Source organism: Bradyrhizobium sp., from assembly GCF_050014615.1.
Classification (GTDB): domain Bacteria; phylum Pseudomonadota; class Alphaproteobacteria; order Rhizobiales; family Xanthobacteraceae; genus Bradyrhizobium.
Window position 1 is genome coordinate 19362 of record NZ_JBEKCZ010000114.1, and the last position, 14739, is coordinate 34100.

At 62.4% G+C, this 14739-nt stretch carries 15 protein-coding genes and 1 riboswitch; of the genes, 5 read left to right on the top strand and 10 right to left on the bottom strand.

The genetic code is table 11. From position 1 onward, the window contains the following. The first annotated feature begins 227 nt into the window (after window positions 1–227). Together ABR948_RS18615 and ABR948_RS18620 are read left to right on the top strand one after the other, a co-directional pair. Window positions 228–515, top strand: a complete 288-nt coding sequence (locus ABR948_RS18615; protein ID WP_428120531.1) for a hypothetical protein — start codon at window positions 228–230, stop codon at window positions 513–515. A 108-nt stretch (window positions 516–623) separates the two neighbouring features. After that, window positions 624–1805, top strand: a complete 1182-nt coding sequence (locus tag ABR948_RS18620) for an amidohydrolase family protein (protein ID WP_428120533.1) — start codon at window positions 624–626, stop codon at window positions 1803–1805. A gap of 30 nt (window positions 1806–1835) precedes the next feature. Here ABR948_RS18620 and ABR948_RS18625 read toward each other — a convergent pair whose 3' ends face one another. The 9 genes from ABR948_RS18625 to ABR948_RS18665 form a co-directional block, all read right to left on the bottom strand. Next, the gene (locus tag ABR948_RS18625; protein ID WP_428120535.1) at window positions 1836–2546 is read right to left on the bottom strand and encodes an ABC transporter ATP-binding protein; all 711 of its coding nucleotides are present in this window, start codon (window positions 2544–2546) and stop codon (window positions 1836–1838) included. Beyond that, window positions 2539–3318 carry an ABC transporter ATP-binding protein gene (locus ABR948_RS18630; RefSeq protein ID WP_428120536.1) on the bottom strand — a complete coding sequence of 260 codons (780 nt, stop codon included), beginning with the start codon at window positions 3316–3318 and terminating at the stop codon, window positions 2539–2541. Before ABR948_RS18630 ends, ABR948_RS18625 begins: the two co-directional genes overlap by 8 nt. After that, window positions 3315–4250, bottom strand: coding sequence for a branched-chain amino acid ABC transporter permease (locus ABR948_RS18635; protein ID WP_428120538.1), 936 nt, complete (start codon window positions 4248–4250; stop codon window positions 3315–3317). The genes ABR948_RS18630 and ABR948_RS18635 overlap by 4 nt, the downstream gene beginning before the upstream one ends. A 16-nt stretch (window positions 4251–4266) precedes the next feature. Then, the gene (locus tag ABR948_RS18640) at window positions 4267–5133 is read right to left on the bottom strand and encodes a branched-chain amino acid ABC transporter permease (protein ID WP_428120540.1); all 867 of its coding nucleotides are present in this window, start codon (window positions 5131–5133) and stop codon (window positions 4267–4269) included. 7 nt (window positions 5134–5140) lie between these two features. Continuing rightward, the gene (locus tag ABR948_RS18645; RefSeq protein ID WP_428120542.1) at window positions 5141–6304 is read right to left on the bottom strand and encodes an ABC transporter substrate-binding protein; all 1164 of its coding nucleotides are present in this window, start codon (window positions 6302–6304) and stop codon (window positions 5141–5143) included. A gap of 166 nt (window positions 6305–6470) precedes the next feature. Then, window positions 6471–7667, bottom strand: coding sequence for a xanthine dehydrogenase family Fe-S subunit (locus ABR948_RS18650; RefSeq protein ID WP_428120544.1), 1197 nt, complete (start codon window positions 7665–7667; stop codon window positions 6471–6473). Further along, entirely contained in the window at window positions 7664–8500 is an 837-nt protein-coding gene (locus ABR948_RS18655) for an FAD binding domain-containing protein (protein WP_428120546.1), read from the bottom strand. The genes ABR948_RS18650 and ABR948_RS18655 overlap by 4 nt, the downstream gene beginning before the upstream one ends. After that, the gene (locus tag ABR948_RS18660) at window positions 8497–10884 is read right to left on the bottom strand and encodes a xanthine dehydrogenase family protein molybdopterin-binding subunit (RefSeq protein ID WP_428120548.1); all 2388 of its coding nucleotides are present in this window, start codon (window positions 10882–10884) and stop codon (window positions 8497–8499) included. Before ABR948_RS18660 ends, ABR948_RS18655 begins: the two co-directional genes overlap by 4 nt. Before the next feature lie 30 nt (window positions 10885–10914). Next, window positions 10915–12192 carry an amidohydrolase/deacetylase family metallohydrolase gene (locus tag ABR948_RS18665; protein WP_428120550.1) on the bottom strand — a complete coding sequence of 426 codons (1278 nt, stop codon included), beginning with the start codon at window positions 12190–12192 and terminating at the stop codon, window positions 10915–10917. Between the two features lie 51 nt (window positions 12193–12243). On the opposite strand from ABR948_RS18665, the gene ABR948_RS18670 reads away from it, so the two are divergent. Next, window positions 12244–12813, top strand: coding sequence for a MarR family winged helix-turn-helix transcriptional regulator (locus ABR948_RS18670; RefSeq protein WP_428120552.1), 570 nt, complete (start codon window positions 12244–12246; stop codon window positions 12811–12813). A 293-nt stretch (window positions 12814–13106) separates the two neighbouring features. After that, window positions 13107–13211: riboswitch (guanidine-I (ykkC/yxkD leader) on the top strand. Between the two features lies 1 nt (window position 13212). On the opposite strand, the gene ABR948_RS18675 is transcribed toward ABR948_RS18670, so the two are convergent. Next, on the bottom strand, window positions 13213–13467 hold the full coding sequence (locus ABR948_RS18675; protein WP_428120564.1) for a hypothetical protein: 255 nt from the start codon (window positions 13465–13467) through the stop codon (window positions 13213–13215). Between ABR948_RS18675 and ABR948_RS18680 the strand changes: the two genes are divergently transcribed. Both ABR948_RS18680 and ABR948_RS18685 read left to right on the top strand, forming a co-directional pair. Beyond that, entirely contained in the window at window positions 13381–14214 is an 834-nt protein-coding gene (locus tag ABR948_RS18680) for a nitroreductase family protein (protein ID WP_428120554.1), read from the top strand. The two genes, ABR948_RS18675 and ABR948_RS18680, sit on opposite strands and share 87 nt — an antisense overlap. A gap of 82 nt (window positions 14215–14296) precedes the next feature. Beyond that, window positions 14297–14739: transporter substrate-binding domain-containing protein (locus ABR948_RS18685; protein ID WP_428120556.1), on the top strand; the 443-nt coding region annotated here is incomplete at its 3' end.

The following is a 14739-nucleotide window of genomic DNA, read 5'->3' on the forward strand; positions in this document are numbered from 1 at the left end:
TCCAATCTTTCACCCGAACCAGCGCTAGGACGCGCAGCTAATTCTCTTTTAAATCGGCGCGCAAGCTTGCCGGCCGATGACGATCCGCTGTGCACAACCTTCGCCATCGGCCGAAAAGCAATGGGGTCGCCAACGTCAACGTCGCAAAATCCTACCGAAAATAGTGGACCATCGACGTCGCGAATGCAAAATCAATGCCGCCGCAAAGGTCTGACGGAGGAAATCAAATGGTGTCGATCGATCCACTGACCGCCACGGCTGTGGCGATCGCAACCGCCGCGACCGACGCGGTCTACGTCATGTTCACCGCCGCCGTGGTGGCGCGCCGGCGGGTGCCGGCGGCAAGCTGGAGCAGCATCTGGTATCTGCTCTCGTCCTATGCCGTGATCAGTTATACCGAAAACTGGGTCTATGTGGCCTTCGCCGCGGCTGGCTCCTGGATCGGCGCGTTCGCGTCGATCTCGTTTCTGCACCGGCCACCCGGCGGACCGCCGGTTGGTGCGGGACCGGAATAGGGCCATGCAATGGATGTGGTCAGAAGGTTCTGGCTTTGTCAGCAACGCCGGGTAATTTGTCGGCCATAAAGCGGACTTCTAAAGGTCCTGCGAGGGAGGATATCGACCATGATGAACCGACGCCAATTGGTGTGCGCCACCGGCGCTGCGCTGTTCACCCACATTCCAGGAGCATTTGCGGCGACCTACGACCTGATCATCAGGGGTGGGCGCGTCATCGATCCGTCTGCCGGGCTCGACGCGACGCGTGATGTGGCGATATCGGGCGGCAGGATCGTCGCGGTCGAGGCCAGCATTGCGGGCGACGCTACCGAGACCATCGATGCGCGCGGCAAGATCGTCGCGCCCGGCCTGATTGACATCCATACCCATGCCGGCCGCAGCAAGGAAGGGCCGCCGATGTGTCTGCAGGACGGGGTGACGGCCTGGGTTGATGCCGGCTCAGGCGGCGCTGACAACATCGATGCGGTTGCCGCGATTGCGCGGGGTGCGCCACAGATGGGGCGTTGCCTGGTCAACATTGCGCGTACCGGGGTGGTCACGCCCAGCGGCGAATTGCACGACCTCAGCGCCGCCAATGTGGCACTGGCGCGAGGAGCGATCGAGCGCAATCGGGACGTTGTCGTTGGCGTCAAGGCGCGCCTGTCGGATAATGTCGCGGGTGCCAACGACCTCGAAGCGTTGCGCCGCGCGCAGGAGGCGGCAGGCCCCTTCAATCTGCCGGTCATGATCCATGTGGGACAGAATTACTCACCGCTGCGCGCCCTTCTTGCGCTGCTCAAGCGCGGCGACATTGTCACGCATATTTACGCACCCGGAAAGAACGGCATTCTGGACGACAAGGGTGTGCTGTTTGCGGACGTGATGGCCGCGCGCCGGCGCGGCGTCATCTTCGACTTCGGCAACGGCGTTTCCGATCATTTCGATTGGGATACGGTCGAGAAGGCGACCCGGCAGGGCCTGTGGCCCGATACGTTCTCCACCGACTGGAGCACGGCGTCTAGAACCACCGGGGTCGTCGATCTGCCGAACGTGATGTCGAAATTCCTCCTGTTCGGCATGCCGCTCAGCCAGATCATCGCATGCGCGACGGTCAACGCGGCGCGCTGCTTCCCGGCCTTCGATGATCGCGGCACGCTCAATGTGGGCGCGCCGGCCGACGTGGCGATCATGGAGCTGCGGGAGGGCACATTCGAGTTCGTGGACAATTACAAGGGTATGCGGAGCGGCCATCAAAGGTTGTTCCCGTCCGAAACGGTGCTCGCGGGCAAGCGGGTCGCGCACGCTTAAAATTCGGAGACCAGAAGCAGGGCTCGCCGTTCAGCCGCCCAGGTAGGCTTCGCGGATGCGTGGATCGTCGGCGAGGATTGCCGACGGTCCGGACAGCGTGATGATCCCGGTTTCCAGTACGAAAGCGCGGCTCGCGATTTCCAGCGCCATGGCTGAATTTTGCTCGACCAGCAGCACGCCGAGACCGGTACGCTTGTTGAGTTCGAGGATCCGGTCGAACACCTGTTCAATTACGATCGGCGCGAGTCCGAGTGACGGTTCATCCAGCATCAGGAGACTCGGCCGTCCCATCAGGGCCCGGCCGATCGCCAGCATCTGCTGCTCGCCGCCGGACAGCGACCAGCCGCCCTGTTTGATTCGCTCTTTGAGACGCGGGAACAGATCGAACACCAGGGTGAGATCTTCATCGACTTCGCGCTTTCTGTGAGGACGCGACGCCGTGCCGGTGATGAGATTTTCCAGCACGGTCAGACCCGGAAAAATCCGCCGGCCTTCGGGGCAATGGGCGAGGCCTGAACCGACGATGGCTTCGACCGCGGTGTTCTGAATCTTCTCCCCCTTCCAGGAGATGGTACCAGAGGTGGGACGCACCAGCCCGGAGATGGTGCTGAGCGTGGTGGTCTTGCCGGCGCCATTGCCGCCGATCAACGCGACGATCTCGCCCATCTCGACGCTGAGCGAAATGCCTTTCAGCACCTCGATATGGCCGTAGGAGACTTTCAGGTTCTCGATCTTAAGCATGCCGGTGCCGCCTGCCGAGATAGGCCTCGATCACCAGAGGATTGCGCTGAACTTCGGAAGGCGCGCCCTCGGCGATCTTCTTGCCGAAATCAAGCACGGTGACGCGGTCGCTGATGCCCATCACCAGCCGGACATTATGTTCGACCAAAAGGATCGTGATGCCGCTATTCTTGAGCCTGGCGATGGTGTCCAGAAGCGTCATGCTCTCGGTCATGTTCATGCCCGCGGCCGGCTCGTCCAGCAGCAGAACATTCGGTTTCGACGCCAGTGCCCGCGCAATCTCCAGCAGGCGTTGCTGCGCGTAGGGCAATTGCGTGGCGCGATCGTTGGCCCGATGGGCGAGGCCGACGATCTCCAGCGCTTCACGCGCGTTGCGATCGATGTCGGCTTCGCTGTGCCTGTGCCGCGCATTCGCTGTCAGAATATTGAAGAGCGATGTCGGGCTGTTGCAGGCGGCCGCGACCTTGACGTTTTCGATCACGCTCAGATTTTCGAAAATCCGGATGTTCTGGAAGGTGCGGGCCAGACCCAGGCGCGCAATCCGGTAAGGCTTGAGACGAAAGATTTCGTGGCCGCCAACGCGAATGGAGCCGGTGTCGGCATGGGAGGCGCCACTCAGCGCATTGAGCAGCGTGGTTTTGCCCGACCCATTTGGGCCGATGATGGCCTGCACGACGCCCCGGGGCACGTCGAGGTCGATGCCATCAAGTGCGACCAGCCCGCCAAACCGCCGCGTCACGCCCCGCGCGGTAATGATCGGTTCCGGGTTCAATGGACGCTCGCCCGGCGTGCTTGCGAGAGTGATGCCAGCGACGCCAGGCCTCCCGGCGCCAGCACGATGACGGCGATGACGCCGAGGCCATAGAGCACGAGATACCATTGACCGAGGAACCGCAAAGCCTCGGGCAGAATGGTCAGAGCCACCGCGCCAATGATGCAGCCGGCGATCGAGCCCATGCCGCCGACAATGAGCATGGTCATCAGCAGGATCGCCTGGGTGCCGGAAAAGCTGTCAGGGCTGATGAAGCGGATCGAAGATGCATAAAGGCACCCGGCAAGCCCGGCATAGACGGCGCCAATCATGAAGGCGAGTAGCTTGGTGCGAACGGTATCGACGCCGCTTTGCTCCGCGGCGATCTCGCTGTCCCGGGTCGCGATCATGGCGCGGCCGAGAACCGAATGGCGCACGCGCGCTGCGATCAGGATCGCGAGCAGCAAGACTGCGATCAAAAGATAGTAATGCTGTATTTGTCCCTGCGGTCCGAACCCGAAGATGCTGATGCCCGGGATCGCCCGCAAGCCGGATGTGCCGCCGGTGACCGGCTCCCAATGCACGATGATCAGCCGGATGATTTCGCCAAAACCGATGGTGGTCATGGCCAGATAGTAGGTGCGTAACCGCATGGTCGGCAGACCGAGCATGAGGCTTGCGGCCATCACCACGATGACCGACAGAAAGGGTGTCGTTATCCACGGCAACCCGGCCTTGGTTGCAATCGCCGTCGTATAGGCGCCGAGACCATAGAATGCAGCCTGTCCGAAATTGATCTGGCCGGCCCACCCCGTCACGAAATTCAAGCCGAGCACGACAATCGCATTGAGAATGGCGATGTTGAGCAGTTGGATGATGTAGCCGTCATGGGCGACGATTGGTACCGCCAAGGCTGCGGCGATGCTTGCCGCCAGAATGGGCCAGCTATTCATTTTGGGCGGTTTCATCTCAGACCTTCTCGCTGCTCTTCTCGCCGAACAGGCCGCGGGGCCAGGCGATGAGAACGGCGATCATGACAATGAAGGCGTAGGCGTCGCGAAAGTTGGAAGAGATATAACGCGCGCCAAAAGTCTCGATCAGGCCAAGGAACAATCCGCCGATCACCGCGCCCGGCAGATTGCCGAAGCCCCCGATCACGCTGACCACGAATCCCTTCAGGCCAAGACTTCCGCCCATGGTCGGTTCGGCCAGGAAAATCGGCGCGACCAATAGTCCTGCGATTCCCGACAACACAGCCCCGAAGGCAAAAGCGACCGCGATGGTGCGGTTCACGGGAATGCCGACCAGCCGCGCCGTATGCAGGTCCTGCGCGGTCGCCTGCATCAGGATCCCGAACCGGGTTTTGGTCAGGAAAAAGAACTGCAGCAGCAAGGTAACCGCCAGCGTCGCGAAGATGAAAAGCTGATGCATCGAAACGACGACGCCGGCGAAACGCAGCGGTGGGCCGTGGACCGGTGAGGGCAGTGAAACCGGCAGCGGTCCCCAGATGATCAGCGCCAGGTTCTCCAGCACGATGCCCATCGCGATCGTGGTCAGGATCACCAGAAATGCCGGGCGCCCGCGCAACGGAAAATAGACCAGCACCATGAACACGATGCCGACCAGCGCCATCGCTACCATGGTGATGGCCCAGGCCGCCGCCACCGGCAATTCGTGCGTTACCGCGCAACTGATGCCGATGAAGGCACCGAGCATCAGTAACTGACCTTGCGCGAAGTTGACGATCTGCACCGTATTGAAGATCAGCAGCAGACCAAGTGCGACGAGAGCATAGATGCTCCCGAGCGCCAGGCCGTTGACGACGAGCTGGCCCATGAAAGGTTCAGTATCCGCTTTCTTTGATCGGGCCGGCCAACTCCGGCGTCTTGCCCTTGTTGCGATAGATGCCAAGCGTGTGAGCGAGATCGCCCTGGTCGTCGGCCTGGTAGGAGATCAGCATGCCCTTCCAGTCCCTGGTGGCAGCCAGCGCGTCGCGGATCGCCGATTTATCGCAGCCGACCTTCTCGATGATCGATTTCAGCATATAGACGGTGTCGTAATACGACACCGTGAAATTGTCGGCGGGTACTTTGTATTTTTCCTGAACGCGCTTCGACCAATCCAGGATTTTCGGATCGCTCGAGGTCTGCGGGATCATGCCGCCGATGGCATAGCCGCCGTCGGCCTCCGCGGCCGACAAATTGTTGAGCGTGGTCTGCGCGACGATACTGGCGTTGCCGATCGTGGTGAGCTTGATACCGAGATCGTTCATTTGCTTGAGGACCAGGGTCACGTCGGCGGGGCGGCCGAACAGGATCAGGCTGTCGGCATCCTTGTCCTTGATTTCGAGCAACTGCGCGCTCATGTCCTTGTCGGACGGTGCATAGGACGTCACAGCTACCGGCGGTACCTTGAGCTTGGCGAGCGAAGTCTGAATGCCCCTGGAAGCACCGAGGCCGTAATCATCCGCTACCGCCATGATGCCGGGCCTGGTCTTGCCGAGCGACTTCACCAGATATTCCGGAATGAGATCGGCGAGCTGTCCATCGTGGACATGGGTGCGGAACAGCCATTTGCTGCCCTGCGCGGTGACTTTTGCGTTGGTCGCACCGACCAGAAAAGGCGTTTCGGATTTGGTGACCACTTCGGTTTGCGCGAATACGTGCGGGCTGATCATCGACCCGAACACAACAACGGGCTTGCCTTCCAGAATGCGATTCATCGCGTTGAGGGCGTCGGTGCTGGATGCCCCGGTATCCTCCGTGGTCAGCGCCAGCTTGTTGCCGCCGATGCCGCCAGCGGCGTTGATCTCGTCGACCGCGAATTCGACGCCGTTGCGCGCCTGGGTGCCGAGCAGCGCCGTGTTGCCGGTCAGCGCCGTGGTCAGACCAAGCGGGATCGGCGAGGGGCAACTTGCCGCGTCCGCTTTCGATCCATGGGCGAAGCCCACAGACAGGCAGATCGCAGTCGCGCCAATGATCGAGGTCTTCAAGAATCTACAAGACATTACGTTCCCTGTTGGGTTTGTGTAATTTGCGCTGGAACATCGCGACGACAGGTCTGTCGAAGTTGCGCCTGCCTTTCGCTTATGAACCCTGCTATTTGCCCAAAATTCCCTGGAGCCGCGGCTTTCGCATCGGATTGAGCAAGAATCGTACCACGAAGCACGATGGCTACCGCTTCAACAGTCGCCGGATGTTCTTCAAAGCGCGCTCGCGCAAGAGACTGAACAGCAGAGAAACTCCATTTAGATTTTGCGACCCTTCCGCCGTCGCATCGACCGGAATGCCCGAAAGGTGCCGGTCGAGATTACGTGCAAAATCAGCCGTCAACCGGGCCGCAAGATCGCGAACCAGGCCGTCGCGCGCGATCTGCGCCAGCATCCCTTTGAGACTGTAGCCAATCGAAAGCTCGACACGCGTCGCCGCGCCCTGTTCGATCGGCACGAGGTGATAACAGATCTCGCCTTGCGTCAAAGACCGGCTGCGCTGATCGCTGCCCATGCCGACGATCCGGCCAGACAGAGTTTCGAGAACCCGCTCGATGCGCGCGGCGCCGCGAAAGTCGGCTGAAATCGGCCCGAGCTTGACGCGGATCATGCCTTCCACGCGCTCTGGCGCCGGCACGCCGGTCAGCGACGCCCCGGGCAGGCAAGCGGCGACCTGCGCGACATCGCCGAGCATGTCGAACACCCTGTCAGGCGGATAAGCGACGGTGAATTGATCCTTGAAAACCTTCGCCGGCGTAAAGTCCGGGATAGCCATCGTGCCGGTGTCTTCGTCCCGTGTTTCAGCCTTGGTTGCTGGTTTCGCCGCAATGTCGGAGACAGCAGGATTGGTGGCGTTGCCGGACCCCACCGGACCGAGCGTCTGGCGTCCTCCACCGGAGATCGGCATGACGCCGCGCTCGCGCCTTTGGTCGATCACCGTACGTACCGCCCGCACGATGCCGACATATCCGGTGCAGCGGCAGAGATTGCCGCTCAATCCGACGCGGATATGGTGCTCGTCGGAGGTGGGCAGGCGCAGCACCAGATCGCGTGCGGCGATCAACATCCCCGGCGTGCAGTAGCCGCATTGCAGGGCATGCTCGCGAGTAAACGCGGCGCGAAGCTCGGTGGTAATCTCGTCATCATCGAGCCCTTCGATCGTGGTCACTCGCGCGCCGTCGCAGGCCACCGCATAGGTGATGCAGGAGCGGGCCGGCATGCCGTCAAGCAGCAACGTGCACGCCCCGCACACGCCGTGCTCGCAGCCGAGATGCGTGCCGGTCAGATTGAGGCTGTCGCGCAGGAAATCGGCCAGATGGGTGCGCGGCTCCACGGAGGCTTTGATGGCGCGCGTGTTGACGGTGAGCCCGATCATGGTCACGCGGCCGCCTCGTTGACCGCGCGGCCAAGCACCGCGACATGGATGTGCCGATCGACGGCGTTCGCCACGCCTGCTTTCATCAGCAACGCGTCGGCTACGCGGGCATCGAAATGTTGTTTGAAGTCGCCGGTAACCCGCCCGCCAAAGAGGGCCGCCGCATCGCCGAGAACGATGGGGGCCGCTTCCAGGGCGCCGATGACGACGCGGGCGGTCGCCCGTTCCGGATCGATCAGCACCGCGGCGATGGCGTGGGCGAACTCGCCGATCTTGCGGCAGGCCTTGACGTAGCCCCAGCGCGCGGACGGCGTCATCACGGGCACGCGCACGGCCTCGACGATTTCGCCGGTCTGCAGCGCGGATTCGAGCGCGCCGGTAATGAATTCCTCGATGGCGAGATCACGAACTCCGGCAGCGCGGCGTAGCGTAACCCTCGCCCCCAGCGCCGACAGCGCCGAAACCCAGTCCGCGGCGGGATCGGCATGGCTGAGAGATCCCCCGATCGTGCCACGGTTGCGAACGGCCCGGTAGGCGATGGCGCTCGCCACCCGCTGCATCGCGCCACGCGTGACATCGGGTATGCGTCCGTCCTCGATATCGCCATGGGTGACGCAGGCGCCGATCACGAGCTCGTCGCCGCTGCGTTCGGCCCGCTTCAGTTCGGAAAGTCCGGAGATGTCGACGATCAGATCCGGTTCGACCAGCCGCAGGTTGAGCATCGGGCCCAGCGACTGACCTCCGGCGATGATCCTGGTTGTTCCGCCTGCCTTGGCCATCAAGGCCAGCGCGGCATTCAGATCGGTGGGGCGTTCATAGCTGAACGCTGCCGCTTTCATGCGGCCGATCTTTCCGCATCGCGTGCCGCCAGCACAGCCTCGACAATCCGGCGCGGCGAGATCGGCGAATGTAACAGCTCGACCCCAAGCGGACGCAGCGCGTCGTTTACGGCATTGGCGATGGCAGCCGGTGGCGCGATGGCGCCGCCTTCGCCGATGCCCTTGACGCCAAACATGGTGTACGGCGAGGGCGTTTCCATGTGATCGAGCCGGGGCTCGGGAACCTCGGCCGGGCCCGGCAGCAGATAGTCGGCAAGCGTAGTCGCGAGCGGTTGTCCGGCGCTGTCGAACGGCATTTCCTCGTACAGAGCCGTGCCGATGCCTTGCGCAAGGCCGCCGTAGATCTGGCCGTCGACGATCATCGGATTGACCAGCACGCCGCCGTCTTCGACGATGACGTAATCAAGAATCTCGACATCGCCGAGCTCGGGGTCGACCGCGACAATGACGGCGTGAGCCGCATAGCTGAAGGTGCCGCTGTCGCGCTGCGGCTTGTAGCCGCTCGTAGACTCCAGTCCGCCGGGATCGACATCGGACGGCAAATCCTGCGGGCGCCGATACCAGGTATGCGCGATTTCGGCGAGGCCGATGCTGCTGTTCGGCCCACATACCCGGCCATCGCGCAACGTGACCGTCGCCGGATCAAGCTGAAGCAGCTTGGCGCCGATCCGCTTGGCGCGTTCGCCGATTTCGATGCAGGCTGTCGCAACCGCGCCGCCCGCCATCACCATCGAACGCGACCCCCAGGTGCCTGTCGAATAGGGGGTGATGGCGGTATCGCCGTGCACGACACGTATCTTCCTGGTCTCGATGCCGAGAATTTCGTAGGCGACCTGAGCGAGCGTGGTTTCGAGACCCTGACCATGCGAATGGACGCCAACGCGAATCTCGAGCCCGCCGTCCGGCGTGACGCGTGCATTGGCCTGCTCGTGTCCGGGCACCATCGGAATACCCCAGCCGGCATAGACCGAGGTGCCGTGCGCGGCCTGCTCGCAATAGATCGAGAGGCCCACGCCGATCAGCCGCCCATCCGCCTCTTTCGATCGCTGGCGAGACCGCACGGAGGCGATATCGATCGCGGCAAGGGCACGATTCATGGCTTGCGGATAGTCACCGCTGTCGAAATGCTTTTTAGTGATATTGTCGAACGGCATTTGCTCCGGGCCGATCAGGTTGCGCAGCCGGACCTCGCCCGGTTCTATCCCGGCCGCGGCGGCCACGGCATCCAGCATGATTTCCAGCGCGAAGCAGACGCCGGTGCGGGCAACGCCGCGATAGGGAAGGATCGGACATTTGTTGGTGGCCACCGAGAAGGTTCGGCAGCGATAGGCCGGCATCCGGTAGGGACCGGGCAGGATGCTCGCCACCTGCGCGGCCTCAAGACAGGCGGAAAAGGGATAGGACGAGTAAGCACCGGAATCGACGGTTGCTTCGCAGTCGATCCCGCGCAGGCGGCCGTCGCGATCGGCATAGACCGTGATCTTGTAGTAGTGCTCGCGGCAATTGGCGCTTGCCGTCAGATGCTCGCGCCGGTCCTCGATCCAGCGCACGGTATAACCCTTGCGCATTGCGAGCCAGGCCAGGCAGACTTCTTCCGGCAGCAGAATTCCCTTGTGGCCAAATCCCCCGCCGATATCGGGCGACACGATCCGGATCTGGCCCTGGTCCATGCCCATGCAATCCGACAGGCCGTTGCGAACAATGTGCGGCATCTGCGCGCCGGTATAAAGCGTGAGCTGGTCGAGGCGGTGATCGAAGGTGGCGACCACGCCGCGTCCCTCCAGCGGCGACATGCATTGGCGCGCGGTCGAGATTTCGCGCGTCACCTTGATAGGCGCATCGAATGCCGGGGTGATATCGACCTCGAAGGCGCTTTCGAGGAAAACATTGTCGCCCCAATGCTCGTGGACCAGCGCCGATCCTGTGTCGCGGGCGCCCAGCATATCGTAGACGGCCGGCAGTTCTTCGAGGTCGAGGGTCACGGATGCGGCGATGTCTTCGGCCTCCGCCCGCGTCGGCGCCACGCACATGGCAACGAGTTCTCCGACATGACGCACCTTGCCGGTCGCCAGGATCGGCTGCTCGGATATCTTGAAGCCGGGCAGGCCGGATACGGCGCGGATCGGTTTGATCCCGGTCAGGTCCGCGGCCGTAAACACGACATCACGGTAACGTTCCGGCACGTGGATCGCCCTTATCCGGGCATGCGCCAGCGGGCTGCGGACGAAGGCAACGTCCTGCAGACCCGCGAGCCGGATATCGGCCACGTACTGGCCGCGTCCGCGCATGAAGCGATCGTCTTCCTTGCGAAGCAGCCGGGCACCGACACCTTGTTTTGTGTCGGTCGCTACGTTCGAAGGAGGTCCGCTTTCAGTGTGAGACATGAATGGTCGTCTCTTGAAAATGCCGCGCGGCTAGGCTGCCACCGCACGCGGCAGGATGGGAGCGACGGCGTCATGGCGCACGCCCGCGCGCAGGCAGAACGTGGGTTGCAGCAGGCTGTCCGCGACCACTTCCGTCTTCTCATTGTCACGCAGGATATAGCGGCCGGGCTTCTCCGTGAGCACCGTGACGTCGGCATCCATGCCGGGCCGCAATGCGCCAATGATATCCGAAAGCCCCAGCAATTCGGCGGGATGTGAGGTCACCATCGGCACCACTTGCTCGAGCTTCAGGCCGAGCGCCATCATCGAACTCATCGCCTGCACCAGGCTGAATTTCGCCTGACCGGCGAATGGATGGTTCTCGTCGTCGACATGCTCGTCGGGCGTTCCGGCCGGCGCCGGCACATGGGTGTTATAGCCGTGGATGTCGGCGCCCAGCGTGGTCGGAATGATACCGGCGGCAATCGCCTTGCGGGCAAGGCGGTAGGAGAAGTGGCTGCCATGGCCGACGTCGACACGTAGTCCGCGATCGAGTGCCGCCCGGATGACGGGGTGCACTTCGCCTTCACGATTGACGAAGCCGCCGGGATGGCGCGTGAACGGATGGGCCAGTACGTCGCCGGAGCGCAGCAACGGGATCACCCGCTCCAGAATCGTATCGACGTCTTCGCCGTTGTTGCCGCTCTCCGGCAAACCCCACAGCTGTCCGAAATGCACATAGACCGGGAGGTCGGCGCGGCGCCCGATCTCGGCTGCCATCTCGATCACGCGGATGCCCCAGCGCGCGAAGCCGCCGATCTCGGCATGGGCCTTGATGCCGCGAACCAGATCACGGTTGGCGGTCGCCGCTTTCACGGTGGCGGCGATATCGACGCAGTCGGGGCTGTAAAGGTTGGGATAATAATGTCCTTCGAGGCCCCCGACCAGATAGGCGGAGAGAAAAGCATAGGTGCGCGACAGCGACTTCTCCGCAACGTAATGCCGGAAGCCAGGCAGCGTCATGCAGGAAGGACCGCCCTGATCGACCAGCGTGGTGACGCCGGATTGGACGCCGACCATGTCGGCGTTCACGCCGAAGCGGCCGGTCACATATTGATAGACATGGGCATGGGTATCGATCAGTCCGGGCAGCACGATCTTGTCCGTGACATCCACGACTTCCCTGGCGCTGGTCGGCAGAATGTCGGACTGAATGGCAGCGATCTTGCCTCCACGAATGGCAACGTCCTTCAGGCCGTCGATGCCTGAGGCCGGATCGATGACGCGTCCCCCGCGCAGCAACAGGTCGAATGTGGTGCTTACAGACATGGTGGATCTCCTCTCGTCAGCGCGGCATCGGCCGCCAGCTAATTACGAAGTATGCTTCGTATTTTCATACAGCAACTATCATGCCATAGATTGCATCAAATTCATGCAGCCCAGGCAAGGACAGAGTGGTTAAAGATGGCCAAGAAACCGGTGCAAAAGAGCAGCAATTCCTGGCCGCTCGGCCAAAGGCCGGGATTTCTGATCCGGCGGTTGCATCAAATTCACGTCGCGCTTTTCCAGAAGCGATGCGCCGCCTTTGACGTCACGCCGCTGCAATATAGCCTGCTTTCGGCGTTGGCCCGGCGTGGAACCGCCGACCAGACCACCCTGGCGGCGGACGTCGTGCTCGATCGCACCACAACCACCGGCGCGCTTAAGCGCCTGCAATCCCGCAAGTTTATTGAACGCTCCATCCATCACCGGGATCGCCGGGCGCAGATTTGCCGGCTGACCAAGGCGGGCGCAACCTTGCTGCGCCAGATGGAAGCCTCGGCGCGTGCGGCGCACCGTGAGACCGTGGCCGATCTGAGCAAGGCGGAGCAAAAGCGGTTCATTGCGATGATGCAGCGGATTGTGGCTGCAAGTTCAGACGACGCGAAGGCGACGACGGCCCTCGATTGAGCGAGGCGGATCGCGGGCACATCGCTCCGAACGACTACAATCTGTGCACCGTGCCTTAAAAGCGGCAGCGGTGGAAAATGGATGCCGGCGCAGGTCACCGGGCAGGCCTAAATTGCGCAGTACTCTTCGCATTTTTTCGATTGTCCCCGTTGGGCGGCGAGGGGATTTTCCCCCGCAATCCCTAGGCACTTGGCCAAATCGTCACAATTGAGCGGGCCGAAGCCGTGAGACAAAAAGCCGTCGATGTCACAGGCCGCCCGGTCTGGCATGTCCTTTGCTCCATCCCCTTGCATTGAGTTGGTGGCTAGGGTTCCGCATCGGCTGATGGCTGGTCCAAGAGCTGCCGCCTGCGCAGGAGAAATCTGCGCAGGGCACGGCGGGATAAAATCCCGGGAGACCTCAGTGGCCAGGAATTGGCATGTCTTTGGTCGACGCCAATTCCAAGGTTTGTGAACCTTGAGTGGAGTTGGCGATGAACGTCTCAACCGTCCAAAAACCGGCAATGATCGCCGAAGTGCAACCGCCGGTGAGTCTCGTGTTCGGTGGGACCGGTTGGGGTTCGAACTGATGTCGGCCTGTGCGGATGCGATCGAACGGCGCTTTGGCGATGGCGGTCCGTCCGGGGACGGCGCGGCCGAGAACGAGTTCATCCATCGCGTTCTCTCCCGAAAGACCGTGCGCCGTTACAGCGATGTCGTTCCGGCGGAGGGCCTGCTGGATCTGCTCGTTGCCGCTGCCCTGAGCAGCTCGGCCAAATCGGATTTCCAGCAGGCGTCGATCCTGCGGGTCACCGATCCAGTGCAGCGCGCCGCGATCGGCAAGCTGTTCCCAAGCATGCCATGGATCGGGCTGTCGCCGGTGTTTTTCGTGTTTCTGGGTGATGCGCGGCGGCTGCAGCGTGTCGGGCAATTGCGCGGAAAGCCGGTTAGCAACGGAACGCTGGAAGGCTTCTTCAACGCCAGCATCGATGCCGCGCTGGCGATGCAGACCATGATCCTGAGCGCGGAATCCGTGGGCCTCGGTGTCTGTCCGATCAGCGTCATTCGCAACGAGGTCGACAAGGTCGCCGCACTTCTCGGATTGCCCGATCTGGTGTTTCCGGTCGCGGGACTTTGCCTCGGCTATCCCCAAAGCGAGGGATACGTCAGCCTGCGTCTGCCGCGTCGGGTCACGACGCATTGCGATCGGTACGACGACAGCGCGCTGCCCGAGGCTATCGACGATTACGACCGCCGGCGGGATGCGCTGCACGCGATCCCCCGGGAGCAGCAGCGGTCCAACGCGGAATTCGGCGACGCCGCCTTTTACGGCTGGTCGGAGGACAAGGCCCGGCAGGCCGCCAAGGCCGAAGGCGCGGCGTTCCCGCCTTATCTGCGTTCACATGGATTCAACTTCGACTGAAGGGACCACCACGACCACGACACGTCGCACGGTTTTATTTGCTGGCCGTGACAGGCCATCACTCAACGGAGGAAGACTCGTCATGAAGATGTATTCGATCGCCTACCCCCATTCCTTGTCACGGCGCCTGCTGCTCGGCTCGATGGCCGCGCTGTTTGCGATGCCGATGCTGATCGGCAACGCGAAAGCCGCCGGTCTCGAAGAGATCAAGAAGCGCGGTCTCATTGTGGCGACCGAGGACGATTTCCGTCCGTTCGAGTTCGTCAAGGACGGCAAGCCGACCGGATTCGACAATGAACTGATCGAAGACCTGCGCAAGGCCGCGCCGTTCGAGATCAAGCAGGAAATCCTGCCCTGGACCGGCATCCTGGCCGGCGTCAGCACCGGCAAGTATGATGTCGCGATTACCGCGGTGATCATCACCAAGGAGCGCAAGCAGTCGCTCGATTTCACCAGCCCGATCGCGGACGCCACGCACTATTACATCAAGCGCAAGGACGACAAGTCGATTACCTCGATCAAGGA